The sequence below is a fragment of the Lentzea sp. HUAS12 genome, assembly GCF_024125735.1.
Lineage (GTDB): Bacteria > Actinomycetota > Actinomycetes > Mycobacteriales > Pseudonocardiaceae > Lentzea > Lentzea albida.
Genome location: NZ_CP099738.1, coordinates 9,660,679 through 9,676,823, shown reverse-complemented (window position 1 = coordinate 9,676,823; position 16,145 = coordinate 9,660,679). Strand labels below are relative to the sequence as shown.

Sequence of the window (16,145 nt, the reverse complement as noted above, 5' to 3'; positions counted from 1 at the left end):
GATCCAATCTCCGTTTCCGGAGAGTTTCACTCGGGGCTGGTGTTTCTGAAGCTTATTTGGTCTTGCTCGCCGGTGTCAAATCCGCCTCTGAGAGGCTTTTGTCTTCCGGCTTTGTGGTCAGGCCCGTTCCGGCTTGTTTTCCGGCCCGTGTCGCTCTGACTTGGAGAACATTACACGGGGCACTTTCGATCTCCAAATCGGGGGGTCCCCTAAGCGCCGGAACCGCCGCTGACCTGCATGTTCGTCACCGAGAAGACCGGGTGGCGGTCGGCCTCGGCCTCGAACGCCGAGACGGCGTCGCCGACCTTCGCGTCGAAGAAAGGCCTAGTCACGGGCTCCTTGCGCACATAGGCGGCCAGCACGGGCGCCGCGACGGACGCGGAAACCTCGTTCAAAACGACTTGACGTGACCTGCGTCCCCTTCGCAGGACCGCCGACCCGGCCGCCCGTGCGTTGTGCACCCAGTCCCGAACGCCGTACGGCGCGACGAGCCACTCCTGGCCGTCGTGCTTCATCAGACGAATCGGGATCGTCCGCTCCGCACCGGTGCGACGGCCTCGGATCGTCAGCAGCACGTAGTAGGAGGGTCCGATGCCCAGCGAAACGGCACGACTGATCACGACGTTGCCGACACGGCGGACGAGGTGCTGACGGTAGGTCCTGGCCACAAGGTCAATCATGGACCTCGTGATGTTCGACGTGGTGGTGATTGGCGGAGGTCCCTCCGGCCGTGCGCTCGCACGTGCCTGTGCACAGGAAGGACTGCACACGGCGATAGTCGACCGCCGTCCAGAACGTCCGTGGACGGCGACGTATGGCGCGTGGGCTGACGAGCTCCCACCGGACACTCCGGTGAAGACGACGAGCACGACTGTTCGCGCGTACGTGCGAGAGGAGCACCGGATCGAGCGCACCTACGTCATCTTGGACAACGCACGTCTGCACGAACTGCCGGAAGAGGTCACCGTCCTCCAACGGCCGGAGCCGGCCCGTCACACGTTCAACGCCACAGGCGCGCGCAAGGGCCGTGCCGAGCAGACGGCCGTGGGGACGGTCATCGAGTCGGACAGCACCGAAACCACGTTGATGGACTGGCGCGGCGACGGCGAGACGTTCCTTTACACGGTCCCCCTGGGCGATAACCGCCTTCTGGTGGAGGAGACGTGTCTGGCGCGTAGGCCTGGAATGCCGTTGAGCGAGCTCCGCGAACGCCTGCACGCACGGCTCGAACCCAGCGCCGAAGAAGAACGCGTCCGGTTCCCCCTCGACGCACCCCGCGCAGGCGGGGCGTTCGGCGCGGCGGCCGGCATCATCCACCCCGCGACGGGTTACAGCGTCGCCACGGCACTGCAGCTCGCCCCGCGGGTGGCCGAGGCGATCAAGGCGGGCAAGGACCCGAAGCACGTCATCTGGTCCCCCAAGGCGCGCCTCGTGCACGCGATGCGCAAGCACGGCCTGGAGGTCCTGCTCCGCTTCGACGCCGAGGAGACCAAGGACTTCTTCGAGGTGTTCTTCGGGCTCGCCCCCGAACTGCAGCGCGCCTACCTCTCCGGCCGCGAGGACTTGACGGGCAACGTCAAGGCCATGAACACGTTGTTCCTGACCGCTCCGGCACACCTCAGGTGGAAACTCTTCTTCTAGCGAACTCCCAGCGTGCACGCTGTGTCACCGAGCGCAGCGCCGGTGTGGCCGGTGGCCGCCAACATCGTGAACAGCTGGTGAACCCGCTTGGTGCGGGTCGTTCGCACCGGCACGATCGAAGGCGTGCCCGCATTGCTGGATGACGTCAGGTTCGCCTTCCAGCCGCTGTTCAACCTGAACACCGGGGGCGTCGTCGCGATCGAGGCCTTGGCCCGGCCGCACGACGGCAGCGTGCAGGATCTGCTCCAGGCCGCCTTCCGCGCCGGCCTGCTGGCGAACGCCGACGTCGGACTCGCCTGCCGCGCCATCCGGTCCGCGGCCGACTTCGACCTGATCCTGCCGCTGCACGTGAACCTGCTGGCGATCACGGTCGCGGACAAGCCCGAGGTCATGAGCCCGATCTACGGCGCTCTGCGCGACGCGGGCCGCTCGCCGGACAGCGTGGTCGTCGAGATCGGCGAACCGTACTCGCGTGCCAACCGCGCACGGCTCGCCCGTGGCATGCAGACGTTGCGGAACAACGGTTTCCGCATCGCGCTCGACTGCGTGGGCGAGGGCGACGTGCCGCTCGGGCTGCTGACGAGCGCCTCGCCGGACTACGTCAAGCTCGACCGCGAGATCGTCCGGTCGCTGCCCGACAACGCCGCGCGGGGCGCGCTGGTGAAGTCGTTGGTGCACCTCGGCGAGTACACGGGCGGCCAGGTCGTGGCCGAGGGCGTGGAGACCGAGGCCGAGCTGACCTACCTGCGCAAGCTGGGGGTGGGGTACGCGCAGGGCAGGTTCCTCGCTCCCCCGCAGCGAAGACCGGCGGTGAACGCCCGCATCGCGCCCGAGTCGGTCACCGAGACCGGGGAGATCCGCCGCGCCAGCACGGGTCCCCGGATCACGGCCTTCCTGCACCCCGCGACGGTGCTGCCGGAGAACGCCACCAGCGAAGAGGTGCGCGAGGTGTTCGCGACCCAGCCGTCGGTCACGGGTGTCGTGCTGCTCGACGACGAGGGCCGCCCGAAGTGGTCGGTGGACCGCAACCGGTTCCTGCTCGCGGTCACCGGGCCGTACGGGCACGCCCTGCACGCCAAGAGGGAGGCCGCACGGCTCGCGGACAAGCCGCACGTCATCGGCACCGAGTCGTCGGCGCTCGACCTGCTGGACGTGGTGGCGGGGGCGAACCGCGAGCGCACCAACGACGACCTCATCGTGGTGGACCACAACGAGCGGTGCATGGGCGTCGTGCGCGTGGCGGACGTCGTGCGCGGTGTCGCCGAGCTCAAGGTGGAGCAGGCGGCGGCGCTGAGCCCGCTCACCCGGCTGCCGGGTAGCGACGTCATCTCGGACGAGGTGGACCGGCGCATCGCGTCCGGCGAGATCTTCGCGATCTCGTGGTTGGACGTCGACGGCTTCAAGCTGGTCAACGACACGGTCGGGTTCGCGGCGGGCGACGACCTGATCCGCGAGATCGGGCACGAACTGGCGGACCTCGCGCACGCGTTCCCCGGCGTGCAGGTCGGGCACGTCGGTGGTGACGACTTCCTCCTCCTCGCGGGCCTCGACGAGACGGTACCGCTGAGTGCTCGTTTGCTCGACAAGCCGTACACGGCAGAGGGACGACACGTCACCCTCTCTCTTGCGACCCTTATCTGTGCCCCGGGATCAGTGGGCTCGTATCGCGAGGTGTCGCGGTTGCTGGCGCCAGTGAAGGAGCACGCGAAGTCGCTCGCCGGGTCCAGCTGGGTCATGGGCCGGCCGGGCACCGAACGACGTGACGTGCTGCGTGGAGTCGAGCAACGCGCGGTGAGCTGACAAGTACAACCGAACGCCTGCTGTGCGGCGCACTGATCACTCATAGCATCGGGAGTGCTACTCAGTGCACTGGAGGTTCGGCGTGCAGGTCGGCAGCAGAACTCAATCGGTACCCGCGCAGCGCAGAAGCATCGACGGACTCCTCACCGTTGGCGTGGAAGAGGAATTCGTGCTCGTCGAAGACTCCACAGGCCATTTGGCCAACCGTGCCAACGAAGTTCTCGCCGGCGCCGACTCCTTCGAGATCGACCTGCAGCCGGAAATCGCGCAATACCAGGTGGAATCGGCCAGCGGCGTGTGCACGGACATGGCGGTGCTGCGCGACCAGCTGGCCGTGGCGCGCAGGGCGTTGATCGAACGGGCGGCGCGGCACGACGCGAGGCTCGCCGCGACCGGGACGCCCGTGCTGGGCCTCACGATGCCGACCCCGTTGACGAACTCCCCGCGCTACCACCGGATGGCGCAGGAGATGGGCGCGCTCACCAACGACCTCGCGATCTGCGGCTGCCACGTGCACGTCGGGTTGCCCGACGACGAGTCGAAGATCTTCGTGAGCAACCACCTGCGGCCGTGGCTGCCGACGTTGCTGGCGCTGGGGGCGAACTCGCCGTACTGGCTCGACGGCGACACGGGCTACGCGAGCTGGCGTTACGTGGTCTGGAACCGTTGGCCCACTTCGGGTGCGCCACCGCTGTTCGACTCCGCCGCCGAGTACTACGCGGCACGGGAGGAGATCGTCGCGAGCGGCGCGGCGATGGACGCCGGGATGCTGTACTGGGACGTGCGGCTCTCCGCCAACCACCCCACGCTCGAACTGCGGGTCTCCGACGTCGCGCCGACGGTCGAGGAGGCCGTGCTGATGGCGGCGCTGGTGCGCGGGATCGCCGCCACCGCACTGAGTTCGGGCACGGCACCGCTCAGGTTGCCGCCGCACCTGCTGAAGGTGGCGATGTGGCGTGCCGCGCGCGACGGCCTGGAGGGCTTCGGCATCGACCCGGCGACCGGCTCGCCCACCCCCGCGTCGTCGATCGTGGCGTCGTTGCTGCGGTGGATCCGGCCGGCGCTCGAGCTCGCGGGCGACTACGAGCTGGTGACCACGGGCATCGACCGGCTGCTGCTCGACGGCACGGGCGCGGTGCGGCAGCGCAGGGCGTTCGCGCGCCGCGGCAGGCTGGCCGACGTGGTGGCGTTCCTGGTCGCGCAGACGTCACCGGTCTGATCTGCGCCCCGGTCCGCGCGGGGGGATGCTGGGGTCACGGGCCGGAAGGAGGACGTTGTGACTACAGCGCGCGACATCATGCACCCCGGCGTGCGGTGCGTGGACGAGGACGCGAACCTCGTCGAGGCCGCCCGCCTGATGCGGGACCTCGACGTCGGATCCCTGCCGATCTGCGGCAAGGACGACCGGCTGCACGGCATCATCACCGACCGCGACATCGTGATCAGGGCCGTGGCGGGCGGGCTCGACCTGGCGACGACGAAGGCCGGCGAGTTCGGCTGCCACGTCCACTGGGTCGACGCGTCGGACTCGATCGCCGAGGTGCTGCGGACCATGGAGGACAACCAGATCCGGCGGGTGCCGGTGATCGAGGACCACCGGCTGGTCGGCATGGTGTCGGAGGCGGACCTGGCGCGGCACCTGCCGGAGGACCGGCTGGCGTCGTTCGTCGAACGGGTCTACGCCTGAACGCCGTGCTCCAGGTAGCGCGTCTCGCCTGATTCCCTCGCTCGCAGCGCTTCGGTGACGCGGCGCGCGAGCCTGGGGATCAGGCGTTCCCGGGCCTGCTCCGGCGTCACGAACTCGTAGGACCTGAGTTCCTCCGGTGGCAGGCGGATGGGGTCGTCGGCCGTGAGCAGGCCGCCTTCGAACACGAACAGGACGCGGTCCTCGCCGTCGCGTGGCGCCCAGTCGGCCACGAGCAGCCGGCCGGGCTCTCTGGTGAGGCCGAGTTCTTCCTCGATCTCGCGGCGGCACGCTTCGCGCGGGGTCTCGCCGTGTTCGACCGCACCGCCCGGGATCTCCCAGTACGGCTTGTAGGTCGGCTCGACGAGCAGGACGCGCCCCGCCTCGTCGAAGAACAGGGCACCGGCACCGGAGAGCGCTCTGCTGCTGTGGTCCACGGTTCCTTTGTACGGCTCAGAACAGGGTCGCGGGCTCGACCGGTTCCGGCTCGGGCAGCGGATCGAGCTCGGGGACCAACGCGCGCACGTCGTCGTGGAAGCGGCGGGCCAGCGCGGGCGCGTCATCGTTGTTGGGCGTGTGCATGAAGAACGTCGGCGAGAGGCCTTCGCGGAGCCAGCCCGCGACCACCTCGGTCCACGGCTGCCACCCCCGCACCGTCTCCTCGACGGAGTCCCTGCCGAGGTACCGGACGACCGGCCGATCGGTCAGCGCGCGTGTCCGCCGCGGCATCCTCGGCTTCCTGGCCCACGCCTCCGCTTCGCCCTCGCTGGACGGCGGGCTCTGGAACAGGACCTCGGTGTCGAACGGCACCCACTCGGCGCGCGCGTCGTCGAGCGTGGCCTCGAGCAGTGACGTCGAGCGCGCGTCGGTGAAGAAGTCGAGGTGGCGCACCTCCGCGGCACGCCGGCGATCGGCGGGCAGTCTGCGCAGGAACCGGCCGAGGGCCTCGACGTCGTTCGGGCCGAACGACGAGGGCAGCTGCGTCCACAGCACGGCCCGCTCACCGAGGGGTTCGATCGCGTCGAGGAACGCCCGCATCTCCCGCTCGACCCCGGCGAGCCGGAGTTCGTGCGTGACGACCTTCGGCACCTTCACCATGAACCGGAAACCGGGGTCGACCTGCTGCGCCCACATCTCCACGGTGCCGCGGGCGGGGGTCGCGTAGAAGGTGGTGTTGCCCTCGACCGCGTTGCACCAGCCCGCGTAGGCCCGCAGGCGTTCCTTCGGCGGCAGGGGCTGCGGCAGGAACCGTCCGGGCCACGCCTTGTGGGTCCACATCGCGCAGCCGACGTGCAGACGTGCCACTCCACCCACTCCCGTCGGTCGTGGGTCCAATCTACTTCACTGGTTCGTGTGCGAACGTTGGTCGTCCCGCCAGGACTTGAACCTGGGACCTACCGCGTATCAGACGGACGCTCTCACCGGACTGAGCTACGGGACGTGAGTGGAAGACGAGGGTGTCGAACCCTCCAGGGCGATCTTGCAAGGATCACCTGCGCGCCGGCGCGTCCCCCGATTGAGTTGTGCAGTGCCGCGGGCAGGATTCGAACCTGCACTGGACGCGTTCTGAGCGCGTTGCCTCTTCCGTTGGGCTACCGGGGCGTGCGGATCCGGGGAGTCGAACCCCGACTGTCATGGCCCTCAACCATGTGCCTCTGCCTGTTGGGCTAGATCCACTTTCGGGACGAGCGGTCGGAGGGCATCGAACCCCCTGCTTCGGTTTGGAAGACCGACGTGTCCGCCGAGTTCACCACGACCGCATTGTTTTTCGGGCAGCACCGATGGAAGGAGTCGAACCCTCGGGAAACTGTTTTGGAGGCAGTTCCGCTTCCCAAGCTCACCGGCAGGCAAAAAGAAAACCGCCCACGTTGTCCGTGGGCGGCTCCGAGGTCATGACCTGGGGATCAGGTCATGGCGTGGAGCCCCACGCCACCGCCAGCAGACCGCCGGCGATGAGGGCGAGAATTCGCCATCCCGCGAGCTGCGCCTTGGTGAGCATGTCTTCCTCCGGTTGATCTCTGTCGTTCGTTGTTGGGACCAAGCTATGCGAGGGCCGCCGGGGGTCGCAACGCATTTAATCGAGTTCACCGGGATGTTCCAGATAGTGGATTTGTGTTTCGATGGTGGACATGGCGGGTAAGAGCGCGGGGGCGCGTCATCCACTGCTGGCGGCGTTGCTGGCCGAGCGCGAACCCGCCTTCACCGGCGACGTGTCGTGGCGGGGCGGCGCGATGCCGTTGCGGCTCAGCGCCCACACCACGCCGGCCGACCTGCCCGACGAGCTGGTCACGTCGGTGAGGTGCGTCGTGCGGGTCGGTGAGCTGGTCGTCTTCTGCGAGAACCCCGACGGCGGGCATCCGCTGCCCGGCGGCAGGCGCGAGCCCGGCGAGTCGCACGCGGACACGGCCGCTCGTGAGGTGCACGAGGAGACCGGGTGGCTGCTCGAACGCGACAGCCTCCGCGTCCTGGGGTGGCTGCACTTCGAGCACCTGGCCCCGCGCCCGCCCGGCTACGCGTACCCCTACCCCGACTTCCTGCAGGTCGTCTTCCACGGCACGGCGACCCGGCGCGACGGCGGCCCCGGCTGGGTCGACACCGACGGGTACGAGCAGAGCTCCCGGTTGGTCAGCCTGGCCGAGGCACGTGCGAGCACCTCGGACTCCCTGGCGGCGCCGGTGTTCCTCGACCTGCTCTGAAACGACGAACGGCGCGCACCCCGAAGGGTGCACGCCGTTCGATCCGACTCAGGGGTCAGACGGTGAAGCCCAACGCGCGCAACTGCTCGCGGCCGTCGTCGGTGATCTTCTCCGGGCCCCACGGCGGCATCCACACCCAGTTGATGCGGAAGTCGCTCACGAGACCGCCTCCCGTGCCGCCGGTGAGGGCAGCGCGGGTCTGGTCCTCGATGACGTCGGTCAGCGGGCAGGCCGCCGAGGTGAGCGTCATGTCGATGGTGGCGACGTTCTTGTCGTCGATGTGGATGTCGTAGACGAGGCCGAGGTCGACGACGTTGATGCCGAGCTCGGGGTCCACGACGTCGCGCATCGCTTCTTCCACGTCGTCCAGAGCGGCGACGTCAGCCTTGGGCTCGAAGACCGGCATGCCTTCGGCTCCCCGGACCACTTCTTCGGTGCTCATGCTGCTCCCTGGCTTCGTGCTACTGCGTCCTTGAAGGCCATCCAGCCCAGCAGCGCGCACTTCACGCGCGCCGGGTACTTCGCGACACCGGCGAAGGCGATGCCGTCCTCCAGCACGTCCTCGTCCGGTTCGATCTGGCCGCGGCCCTGCATCAGCTCGACGAACGCGTCCAGCTTCTGAAAGGCCTCGCCCACGGGCTTGCCCACGACGAGGTCCGTCAGCACCGACGTCGAGGCCTGGCTGATCGAGCAGCCCTGGCCGTCGTACGAGACGTCGGAGACCACGTCGCCGTCGAGCTTGACCCGCAGCGTCACCTCGTCGCCGCAGGTCGGGTTGACCTGGAACGACTCCGCGTCGAACGGGTCGCGCAGGCCTCGGCCGTGCGGGTTCTTGTAGTGGTCCAGGATGATCTCCTGGTACATCTGCTGGAGCTGCATCTCAGGCCACCCCGAAGAACTTCTGCGCCTCGCGGACGCCGTCGACCAGTGCGTCGACCTCGTCCAGCGTGTTGTACAGGTAGAACGTCGCGCGCACCGACGACTGGGCGTTCAGGCAGCGGTGCAGCGGCCACGCGCAGTGGTGGCCGACGCGCACGGCGATGCCCAGGCTGTCGAGCACCTGGCCGGCGTCGTGCGGGTGGACGCCCTCGATCTCGAACGGCACGGCGCCGCCGCGGTCCACGGCGTCGGCCGGGCCGATCAGGCGGACGCCCTTCACCGCCGACAGGCCTTCCAGCGCCGCCACGGTCAGCGCGTGCTCATGGGCGTGGATGCGCTCCATGCCCACGATGCTGAGGTAGTCCACCGCCGCACCCAGACCGACGGCCTGGGACGTCATCGGCGAACCGGCCTCGAAGCGCTGCGGCGGCGGGGCGAACGTCGAACCCTCCATCTTCACCAGCTCGATCATCGAACCGCCGGTGATGAAGGGGGGCAACGCCTCCAGCAGCTCACGCCGTCCGTAGAGGACACCGATGCCGGACGGGCCGAGCATCTTGTGGCCGGAGAACGACGCGAAGTCGACGCCCAGCCGGTGGAAGTCCACCGGGCCGTGCGGAACGGACTGGCACGCGTCCAGCACGGTCAGCGCGCCGACCTTCCGCGCGGCCGCGACGAGCACGTCGACCGGGTTGATCACGCCGGTCACGTTCGACTGGTGCGTGAACGCCACGACCTTCGCCCGAGGCGTGATCACGCTGTCCACATCGGACAGGTCGAGCCTGCCGTCCGGGGTCAGCTCGAACCACTTCAAGGTCGCGCCGGTCCGCGCGGCGAGCTGCTGCCACGGAACGAGGTTCGCGTGGTGCTCCATCTCGGTCACGACGATCTCGTCGCCGGGGCCGACCACGAAGCGCTCGGCCTCGGGGCCGGACGTGGCGGCGTTGCCCATCGCGTACGCCACGAGGTTGAAGCCCTCGGTGGCGTTCTTGGTGAACACCAGCTCGCCGAAGTCGGCGCCGACGAAGTCCGCGATGCGCTGACGCGCACCCTCGTACGCGTCGGTCGCCTCTTCCGCCAGCTGGTGTGCACCGCGGTGCACAGCGGCGTTGTGCTGCTGCAGGAACGCCTTCTCGGCGTCCAGAACCTGCGTCGGGCGTTGCGAGGTGGCGCCGGAGTCCAGGTAGACCAGGCGCTTCCCGTCACGAACGGTGCGAGACAGGATCGGGAAGTCCGCCCTCAGGGCGGTGACGTCCAGTGGTGCTGCGGTGGTGGTCACAGCGCCTCCTCTCAACCGCTACAACGCTAGGAAATGGCTGCGGCTTCCGTCTTGCCGGTGTACTTCACGTAACCCTCGGACTCGAGCACGTCGGCCAGCTCGCGGCCACCGGACTCGACGATCCGGCCGTTCGCGAAGACGTGCACGAAGTCCGGCTGGATGTACTTGAGGATCCGGGTGTAGTGCGTGATCAGCATGACGCCGACCTCACCGGAGGCCTTGTAGCGGTTGACGCCCTCGGACACGACGCGCAGCGCGTCGACGTCCAGACCGGAGTCGGTCTCGTCGAGGATCGCGACCTTCGGCTGGAGCAGGCCCAGCTGCAGGATCTCGTGGCGCTTCTTCTCACCGCCGGAGAAGCCCTCGTTCACCGAGCGCTCGGCGAACGCCGGGTCGATGTCGAGGTCGGCCATCGCGCCCTTGACCTCCTTGACCCAGTGGCGCAGGGCGGGGGCCTCGCCGCGGACGGCGGTGGCGGCGGTGCGCAGGAAGTTCGACATCGAGACGCCGGGGACCTCGACCGGGTACTGCATGGCGAGGAAGAGGCCCGCGCGGGCGCGCTCGTCGACGGACATCTCGAGGACGTCCTCGCCGTCGAGGGTGACGGTGCCCGAGGTGATCGTGTACTTCGGGTGCCCGGCGATCGCGTAGGACAGCGTGGACTTGCCGGAGCCGTTGGGGCCCATGATGGCGTGCGTCTCGCCGGCCTTGATCGTCAGGTCGACGCCCTTGAGGATCTCCTTGGGAGCGTCCTCGCTGACGACCGAGACGTGCAGGTCCTTGATCTCAAGGGTGGCCATGACTTGCCGTTCTCCTGGTGGTGTAGCTAGAAGTCAGTTCGTGGTGACGGTGACGTCGACGAAGACGTCGCCGTCACGGATGTCGACGGCGTAGACGTCGACCGGTTCGGTGGCGGGCGGCGACGAGGGCTTGCCGGTCTCGAGGTCGAAGCACGACCCGTGCAACCAGCACTCGATCCCCTTGCGGGAGACCTCGCCCTCGCTCAGCGACACCGCGGCGTGCGAGCACAGATCCGCGAGCGCGTGCACCCGCTCGCCCTCGCGCACCAGGACGACGTCGACGTCGTCCACAGTGGCCGCGAAGGGCTTGCGGTCGTCCAGTGAGGACAGTGCACACACCTTGATCACGCGCCGACCGCCTCGAGCTCTGCCTCGATGGCGGCCTCGAGGCGCTCGCGCACCTCGGGGACGGAGATCTTCGCGATCAGCTCCTGGAAGAAGCCGCGCACGACGAGACGTCGTGCCTGGTCCTCCGGAATGCCGCGCGCCTGCAGGTAGAACAGCTGCTCGTCGTCGAACCGGCCGGTGGCGCTGGCGTGGCCCGCACCCTCGATCTCGCCGGTCTCGATCTCCAGGTTCGGCACCGAGTCGGCGCGCGCGCCGTCGGTGAGCACCAGGTTGCGGTTCAGCTCGTACGTCTCGGTGCCCTCGGCCGCCGCGCGGATCAGCACGTCGCCGATCCACACGGTGTGCGCGCCATCGCCCTGCAGCGCGCCCTTGTAGACCACGTTGCTGCGGCAGTTGGGCTGCGAGTGGTCGATGAACGGGCGGTGCTCCTGGTGCTGGCCCGCGTCGGCGAAGTACAGACCGGCCAGGTCGGCGTCGCCGCCCCTGGCCGCGTACTGCACGACCGGCGTGATGCGGACGACGTCGCCGCCCAGCGTCACCACGGTGTGCTTGACCGACGCGTCGCGACCGAGCTTCACGTGGTGCTGCGAGACGTGCACCGCGTCGTCGGCCCAGTCGTGGATCGCGATCACCTGGAGGTGCGCGCCGTCCGCGACGACGAACTCGACGTTCTCGGCGTACGCGCCGGAGCCGCGGTAGTCGAGGACCACCGTGCCCTCGGCGAACTGCGAGGCTTTGACGACCACGTGGCCGTACGCGACCTGACCCTCGCCCGCACCGGTGACGGTGACGGTCGTGGGCTCGGACTTCGCGTCGCCGGGCAGCGTCACGACCGTCGCCTGCGAGAAGGACGAGTACGCCTGGGCCGCAACGCGGTCACCGGGGACGCCGGCCTTGCCGAGGCGGTCGTCGTCACGACCGACCGTCTCGACGGTGACACCGGCGGCGGCGTTCACCTCGACGGCAGCGGAACCCGTTGCCGCAGCGCCGGAGTGCAGACCGGCAAGACGCTTGAGAGGCGTGAAGCGCCAGATCTCCTCACGGCCGCCCGGGACCTCGAACGCGTCCACGTCGTAGGACGTGAAGTGCTCTGCGCGCGAGGCGACGGGAACGACAGCTCCGTGGGAGTGAGGTTGAGTCGACAGGGCGGCCATGTCAGCCGACGGCCCCTTCCATCTGCAGTTCGATCAGGCGGTTCAGCTCGAGGGCGTACTCCATGGGCAGCTCGCGCGCGATGGGCTCGACGAACCCGCGCACGATCATGGCCATGGCCTCGTCCTCGTTGAGGCCGCGCGACATCAGGTAGAACAGCTGGTCCTCGGAGACCTTCGAGACCGTGGCCTCGTGGCCCATCGCGACGTCGTCCTCGCGGACGTCGACGTACGGGTAGGTGTCCGAGCGGCTGATGGTGTCGACCAGCAGCGCGTCGCACTTCACCGTGGACTTCGAGTGGTGCGCCCGCTTGTTGACCTGGACCAGGCCGCGGTAGGACGTGCGGCCACCGCCGCGCGCCACCGACTTCGACACGATCGTCGAGGAGGTGTGCGGGGCCATGTGGACCATCTTGGCGCCGGCGTCCTGGTGCTGGCCCTCGCCCGCGAACGCGATCGAGAGGACCTCGCCCTTGGCGTGCTCGCCCATCAGGAAGACGGCCGGGTACTTCATGGTCACCTTGGAGCCGATGTTGCCGTCGACCCACTCCATGGTCGCGCCCTCTTCGGCCTTGGCGCGCTTGGTGACCAGGTTGTAGACGTTGTTCGACCAGTTCTGGATCGTCGTGTAGCGGCAGCGGCCGCCCTTCTTCACGATGATCTCGACGACGGCCGAGTGCAGCGAGTCCGAGGAGTAGATCGGCGCCGTGCAGCCCTCGACGTAGTGCACGTAGGCACCCTCGTCGACGATGATCAGCGTGCGCTCGAACTGGCCCATGTTCTCGGTGTTGATCCGGAAGTAGGCCTGCAGCGGGATGTCCACGTGCACGCCCTTGGGGACGTAGATGAACGACCCACCGGACCACGTCGCGGCGTTCAGCGCGGAGAACTTGTTGTCACCCGCGGGGATGACGGAGCCGAAGTACTCCTTGAAGAGCTCCGGCTGCTCCTTCAGGGCCGTGTCCGTGTCCAGGAAGAGGACACCCTGCTGCTCCAGGTCCTCGCGGATCTGGTGGTAGACGACCTCGGACTCGTACTGGGCCGCGACACCGGCGACGAGGCGCTGCTTCTCCGCCTCGGGGATGCCGAGCTTGTCGTAGGTGTTCTTGATGTCCTCGGGCAGGTCCTCCCAGCTGGTGGCCTGCTTCTCCGTGGACCGCACGAAGTACTTGATCGAGTCGAAGTCGATCCCAGAGAGGTCAGCGCCCCAGCTCGGCATCGGCTTGAGGTCGAAGAGCTTCAGCGCCTTCAACCGGTACTCGAGCATCCACTCGGGCTCGCTCTTCTTCGCCGAGATGTCGCGGACGACATCCTCGCTGAGGCCTCGGCGGGCGCTCGCGCCGGCAGCGTCCGAGTCGGCCCAGCCGAACTCGTAGTTGCCGAGAGACGCAATGGTCTCTTCCTGCGTGAGCGGAGACTGCACCGTGGTGGGCGTGCGCTGCTCGGCAGCGGCAGTCATGCGGGCTCCCCTCCATCATCTGGGATGAGCTTTCCGGCAGAGCCGGGTTGAACGTTCGGGATGTGCGTCGTGCACACGGCGTGGCCGCGGGCGATCGTCGCGAGGCGCTGCACGTGGGTACCGAGGAGGTTCGCGAACGTCTCCGTCTCGGTCTCGCACAGCTGGGGGAACTCGGCTGCGACGTGGGCGACCGGGCAGTGGTGCTGGCACAACTGCTCACCCACCCCGACGTTGCGAGCCGATGAAGCGTAGCCCTCCCTGGTCAACGCGGCTGCGAGGGCCTTCGCCCGTTCGGCGGGCGTGACCTGGGCCACGATCGCTGAACGGTGCCGGTCCACCAGTGCGTCGACGCGGCTCTGCGCGAAGGCGCGCACAGCCTCTTCCCCACCCGTCTGGGCGAGGAACCTGATCGCGGCGACCGCGAGGTCGTCGTAGGCGTGGCCGAACCGGGCGCGTCCGGCATCCGTCAGCAGGAAGAGCTTCGCGGGACGACCTCGGCCACGTTGGGTCTGCCGGGGCGCGTCCCTGGTCACCGCCTCGCCGTCCGCGAGCAGCGCGTCTATGTGACGACGCACGGCCGTGGGGCTGATGCCCAGTTCCTCCGCGACGGCTGCCGCGGTGACCGGGCCCTGCTCCAGCAGGAGCCTGGCGACGGCACGCCGAGTCTTGCCGTCGTGCTGCGGCACGGCGTCAAGGTGGGTCTCGGCGTTTTTCACAACACCAGTGTTGCGTATTTCGCCGGAGGTCGCAAAGATCGCGGTCACAGGGTGACCTGACTCACGGCTGAACGTGGCTCGATACCCTGCCCACATGCCCACGAACGGCGGAGCCGTGACTCCGGAGAGCGACCTCTTGAACGGCCGGGAGCGTCGCCAGCTGGACATCGTGCGTCGCTGGGGCACCATCGGCGCGCTGCTCCTGACCGTGGGCTCGCTGGGCGGCGGCGCCGCCCCCATCTACTCCCCGCTCTACGGCGTGCCCGTTCTGGGGCTCTTCTCCCGGATGCCCAGCGTGGCGATGGGTGTCGTGTGGACCGGCATCTTCATGATCGTGTCGGCCTGGCTGGCCCTCGGCAGGTTCGTCAAGCCCGGCAGGCCGAGGCTCATCTCGCGCGGCCAGATGGACCGCACGCTGCTGATGTGGACCGTTCCGCTGGTCTTCTGCGTGCCGATGTTCTCCCGCGACGTGTACTCCTACCTCGCGCAGAGCGAGATCGCCGCGCGCGGTCAGGACCCGTACGAACTGGGTCCGGCGACGGCGCTGGGCGTCGACCACGTGCTCACGCGCGGTGTGCCGAACATCTGGCGGGAGACGCCCGCGCCGTACGGGCCGCTGTTCCTCGCGTTCGGCCGGCTGACGGCGATGCTGACCGGCGACCACGTGGTGTCCGGCGTGTTCGTGCACCGGCTGCTGGTGCTGGTCGGCCTGGGCATGATCGTGTGGGCGCTGCCCCGGCTCGCGGCCCGCTTCGGGGTTCCTCCGGTGGGCGCGCTGTGGCTGGGCGCGCTGAACCCGCTGGTGCTGTTCCACATCGTCATCGGCGTGCACAACGACGGCCTCGCGCTCGGCCTCATGCTGGTCGGCTTCGAACTGGCGATGCGCGGGCTGGAACCGTTGAAGTGGTCGTGGATCGCCTTGGGCTCCGGGGTCATCGTGTGCGGCGCGATGGTGAAGATCCCCGCGATGGCCGCTCTGGGGTTCCTCGGCGTGCTGGTGGCGCGCAAGCTCGGCGGGCAGTTCAAGCACCTCGCGCTGGTGGCCGGGATCATGGCGGCGATAGCGGCGGCCGGGGTGGTGGTGATCTGCCTCGGCACCGGGTTCGGGTTCGGCTGGGTCGAGACGCTGAACGTCGCGTCGACCGTGAAGTCGTGGATGTCGCCGCCCACCGCGCTGGGCTTCCTCGGCGCCGGCACGGGCATCCTGCTCGGCCTCGGCAACCACACCGAGGCGATGATCTCGCTGACGCGCCTGCTGGGGCAGGCGGTGTCCGTGGTGATCACGGTCGTGCTGCTGTGGCGCAGCTTCAAGGGCCGGATCAAGGCGATGAACGGCCTGGGCGCGGCGCTGGGCGCGATCCTGGTGCTCGGGCCGGTGCTCCAGCCCTGGTACGTGCTGTGGGCGGCGCTGCCGCTGGCCACGGCGGTGGTCGGGCCGAAGTTCCGGATGTTCGCCATGGTGACGTCGGCGATCATCGCGGTCATCCTGCCGCCGACCGGGTCCGCGTTCGACGGGCGCGCGTACACGGTGCCGCAGGCCGTCGCGGGCGCTGTCATCACGTTCGCCGTGTGCGTGCTGATCGCGCGCAAGCGGGTGGGGCCGTTCCTCAAGTCCGACCCGGCCGGTGGCGGGCACGTCTGACAGCAGTAACCCGAAACCTCCGGCGGACGAGAAATGGTCAGAGGAAGATC

Annotated in this window: 17 protein-coding genes and 4 tRNA genes; 6 read left to right on the top strand and 15 right to left on the bottom strand. The window is 68.8% G+C overall.

Going from position 1 to position 16,145, the window contains the following annotated elements:
• Window positions 1-209 precede the first annotated feature (209 nt).
• Complete coding sequence (locus ND450_RS45670; RefSeq protein WP_253324107.1) at window positions 210-680, bottom strand: nitroreductase family deazaflavin-dependent oxidoreductase; 471 nt, start codon at window positions 678-680, stop codon at window positions 210-212.
• On the opposite strand from ND450_RS45670, the gene ND450_RS45665 reads away from it, so the two are divergent.
• The 4 genes from ND450_RS45665 (at window position 679) to ND450_RS45650 (ending at window position 5,128) form a co-directional block, all read left to right on the top strand.
• Entirely contained in the window at window positions 679-1,641 is a 963-nt protein-coding gene (locus ND450_RS45665) for a lycopene cyclase family protein (RefSeq protein ID WP_371927609.1), read from the top strand. The two genes, ND450_RS45670 and ND450_RS45665, sit on opposite strands and share 2 nt — an antisense overlap.
• Window positions 1,642-1,764: 123 nt before the next feature.
• Window positions 1,765-3,441 carry a GGDEF domain-containing protein gene (locus tag ND450_RS45660; protein WP_253324106.1) on the top strand — a complete coding sequence of 559 codons (1,677 nt, stop codon included), beginning with the start codon at window positions 1,765-1,767 and terminating at the stop codon, window positions 3,439-3,441.
• Window positions 3,442-3,505: 64 nt separating this feature from the next.
• A complete protein-coding gene (locus ND450_RS45655; protein ID WP_371927608.1) occupies window positions 3,506-4,660 on the top strand; it encodes a glutamate--cysteine ligase in 1,155 nt (384 codons plus the stop codon).
• 57 nt (window positions 4,661-4,717) lie between these two features.
• Window positions 4,718-5,128, top strand: a complete 411-nt coding sequence (locus ND450_RS45650) for a CBS domain-containing protein (protein WP_253324104.1) — start codon at window positions 4,718-4,720, stop codon at window positions 5,126-5,128.
• On the opposite strand, the gene ND450_RS45645 is transcribed toward ND450_RS45650, so the two are convergent.
• The 6 genes from ND450_RS45645 to ND450_RS45620 form a co-directional block, all read right to left on the bottom strand.
• Window positions 5,119-5,562, bottom strand: coding sequence for an NUDIX hydrolase (locus ND450_RS45645; RefSeq protein ID WP_253324103.1), 444 nt, complete (start codon window positions 5,560-5,562; stop codon window positions 5,119-5,121). The two genes, ND450_RS45650 and ND450_RS45645, sit on opposite strands and share 10 nt — an antisense overlap.
• A gap of 16 nt (window positions 5,563-5,578) precedes the next feature.
• Window positions 5,579-6,403 carry a DUF72 domain-containing protein gene (locus tag ND450_RS45640; RefSeq protein ID WP_089914158.1) on the bottom strand — a complete coding sequence of 275 codons (825 nt, stop codon included), beginning with the start codon at window positions 6,401-6,403 and terminating at the stop codon, window positions 5,579-5,581.
• Window positions 6,404-6,488: 85 nt separating this feature from the next.
• Window positions 6,489-6,566 (bottom strand) — tRNA-Ile (locus tag ND450_RS45635).
• Window positions 6,567-6,654: 88 nt separating this feature from the next.
• Window positions 6,655-6,727 (bottom strand) — tRNA-Leu (locus ND450_RS45630).
• A gap of 1 nt (window position 6,728) precedes the next feature.
• Window positions 6,729-6,802 (bottom strand) — tRNA-Leu (locus ND450_RS45625).
• A 10-nt stretch (window positions 6,803-6,812) separates the two neighbouring features.
• Window positions 6,813-6,885: transfer RNA gene (locus tag ND450_RS45620), tRNA-Gly, on the bottom strand.
• A 369-nt stretch (window positions 6,886-7,254) separates the two neighbouring features.
• Here ND450_RS45620 and ND450_RS45615 point away from each other — a divergent pair.
• A complete protein-coding gene (locus ND450_RS45615) occupies window positions 7,255-7,821 on the top strand; it encodes an NUDIX hydrolase (RefSeq protein WP_253324102.1) in 567 nt (188 codons plus the stop codon).
• Between the two features lie 55 nt (window positions 7,822-7,876).
• Here ND450_RS45615 and ND450_RS45610 read toward each other — a convergent pair whose 3' ends face one another.
• Genes ND450_RS45610 through ND450_RS45575 form a run of 8 tightly spaced genes read right to left on the bottom strand, consistent with a single transcriptional unit; the run spans window position 7,877 to window position 14,423 of the window.
• Complete coding sequence (locus ND450_RS45610; protein WP_089912772.1) at window positions 7,877-8,263, bottom strand: metal-sulfur cluster assembly factor; 387 nt, start codon at window positions 8,261-8,263, stop codon at window positions 7,877-7,879.
• Window positions 8,260-8,700: a Fe-S cluster assembly sulfur transfer protein SufU gene (gene sufU, locus ND450_RS45605; protein WP_253324101.1), complete on the bottom strand. Its 441-nt coding sequence runs from the start codon at window positions 8,698-8,700 to the stop codon at window positions 8,260-8,262. The genes ND450_RS45610 and sufU overlap by 4 nt, the downstream gene beginning before the upstream one ends.
• A 1-nt stretch (window position 8,701) precedes the next feature.
• Entirely contained in the window at window positions 8,702-9,979 is a 1,278-nt protein-coding gene (locus tag ND450_RS45600; protein WP_253324100.1) for a cysteine desulfurase, read from the bottom strand.
• 26 nt (window positions 9,980-10,005) lie between these two features.
• The gene (gene sufC / locus ND450_RS45595) at window positions 10,006-10,779 is read right to left on the bottom strand and encodes a Fe-S cluster assembly ATPase SufC (protein ID WP_089912782.1); all 774 of its coding nucleotides are present in this window, start codon (window positions 10,777-10,779) and stop codon (window positions 10,006-10,008) included.
• A 33-nt stretch (window positions 10,780-10,812) separates the two neighbouring features.
• Entirely contained in the window at window positions 10,813-11,127 is a 315-nt protein-coding gene (locus tag ND450_RS45590; RefSeq protein ID WP_253324099.1) for a non-heme iron oxygenase ferredoxin subunit, read from the bottom strand.
• Window positions 11,124-12,281 (bottom strand): Fe-S cluster assembly protein SufD, encoded by a 1,158-nt coding sequence (sufD, locus tag ND450_RS45585; RefSeq protein ID WP_253324098.1) that lies wholly within the window; start codon window positions 12,279-12,281, stop codon window positions 11,124-11,126. Before sufD ends, ND450_RS45590 begins: the two co-directional genes overlap by 4 nt.
• Window position 12,282: 1 nt before the next feature.
• A complete protein-coding gene (gene sufB, locus ND450_RS45580) occupies window positions 12,283-13,737 on the bottom strand; it encodes a Fe-S cluster assembly protein SufB (RefSeq protein ID WP_253324097.1) in 1,455 nt (484 codons plus the stop codon).
• The gene (locus ND450_RS45575; protein ID WP_342716652.1) at window positions 13,734-14,423 is read right to left on the bottom strand and encodes a metalloregulator ArsR/SmtB family transcription factor; all 690 of its coding nucleotides are present in this window, start codon (window positions 14,421-14,423) and stop codon (window positions 13,734-13,736) included. Before ND450_RS45575 ends, sufB begins: the two co-directional genes overlap by 4 nt.
• Window positions 14,424-14,547: 124 nt before the next feature.
• Here ND450_RS45575 and mptB point away from each other — a divergent pair, with 124 nt between their 5' ends.
• Window positions 14,548-16,095, top strand: coding sequence for a polyprenol phosphomannose-dependent alpha 1,6 mannosyltransferase MptB (mptB, locus tag ND450_RS45570; RefSeq protein WP_253324096.1), 1,548 nt, complete (start codon window positions 14,548-14,550; stop codon window positions 16,093-16,095).
• The last annotated feature ends 50 nt before the right edge of the window (window positions 16,096-16,145 follow it).

Excerpts from the sequence above, each read along its gene's own strand:
- mptB (WP_253324096.1), top strand. The coding sequence starts at position 14,548 with ATGCCCACGAACGGCGGAGCCGTGACTCCGGAGAGCGACCTCTTGAAC.
- ND450_RS45640 (WP_089914158.1), bottom strand. The coding sequence starts at position 6,403 with ATGTGGACCCACAAGGCGTGGCCCGGACGGTTCCTGCCGCAGCCCCTG.
- ND450_RS45665 (WP_371927609.1), top strand. The coding sequence starts at position 679 with ATGGACCTCGTGATGTTCGACGTGGTGGTGATTGGCGGAGGTCCCTCC.
- ND450_RS45670 (WP_253324107.1), bottom strand. The coding sequence starts at position 680 with ATGATTGACCTTGTGGCCAGGACCTACCGTCAGCACCTCGTCCGCCGT.
- ND450_RS45615 (WP_253324102.1), top strand. The coding sequence starts at position 7,255 with ATGGCGGGTAAGAGCGCGGGGGCGCGTCATCCACTGCTGGCGGCGTTG.
- sufU (WP_253324101.1), bottom strand. The coding sequence starts at position 8,700 with ATGCAGCTCCAGCAGATGTACCAGGAGATCATCCTGGACCACTACAAG.
- sufB (WP_253324097.1), bottom strand. The coding sequence starts at position 13,737 with ATGACTGCCGCTGCCGAGCAGCGCACGCCCACCACGGTGCAGTCTCCG.
- ND450_RS45610 (WP_089912772.1), bottom strand. The coding sequence starts at position 8,263 with ATGAGCACCGAAGAAGTGGTCCGGGGAGCCGAAGGCATGCCGGTCTTC.
- sufC (WP_089912782.1), bottom strand. The coding sequence starts at position 10,779 with ATGGCCACCCTTGAGATCAAGGACCTGCACGTCTCGGTCGTCAGCGAG.
- sufD (WP_253324098.1), bottom strand. The coding sequence starts at position 12,281 with ATGGCCGCCCTGTCGACTCAACCTCACTCCCACGGAGCTGTCGTTCCC.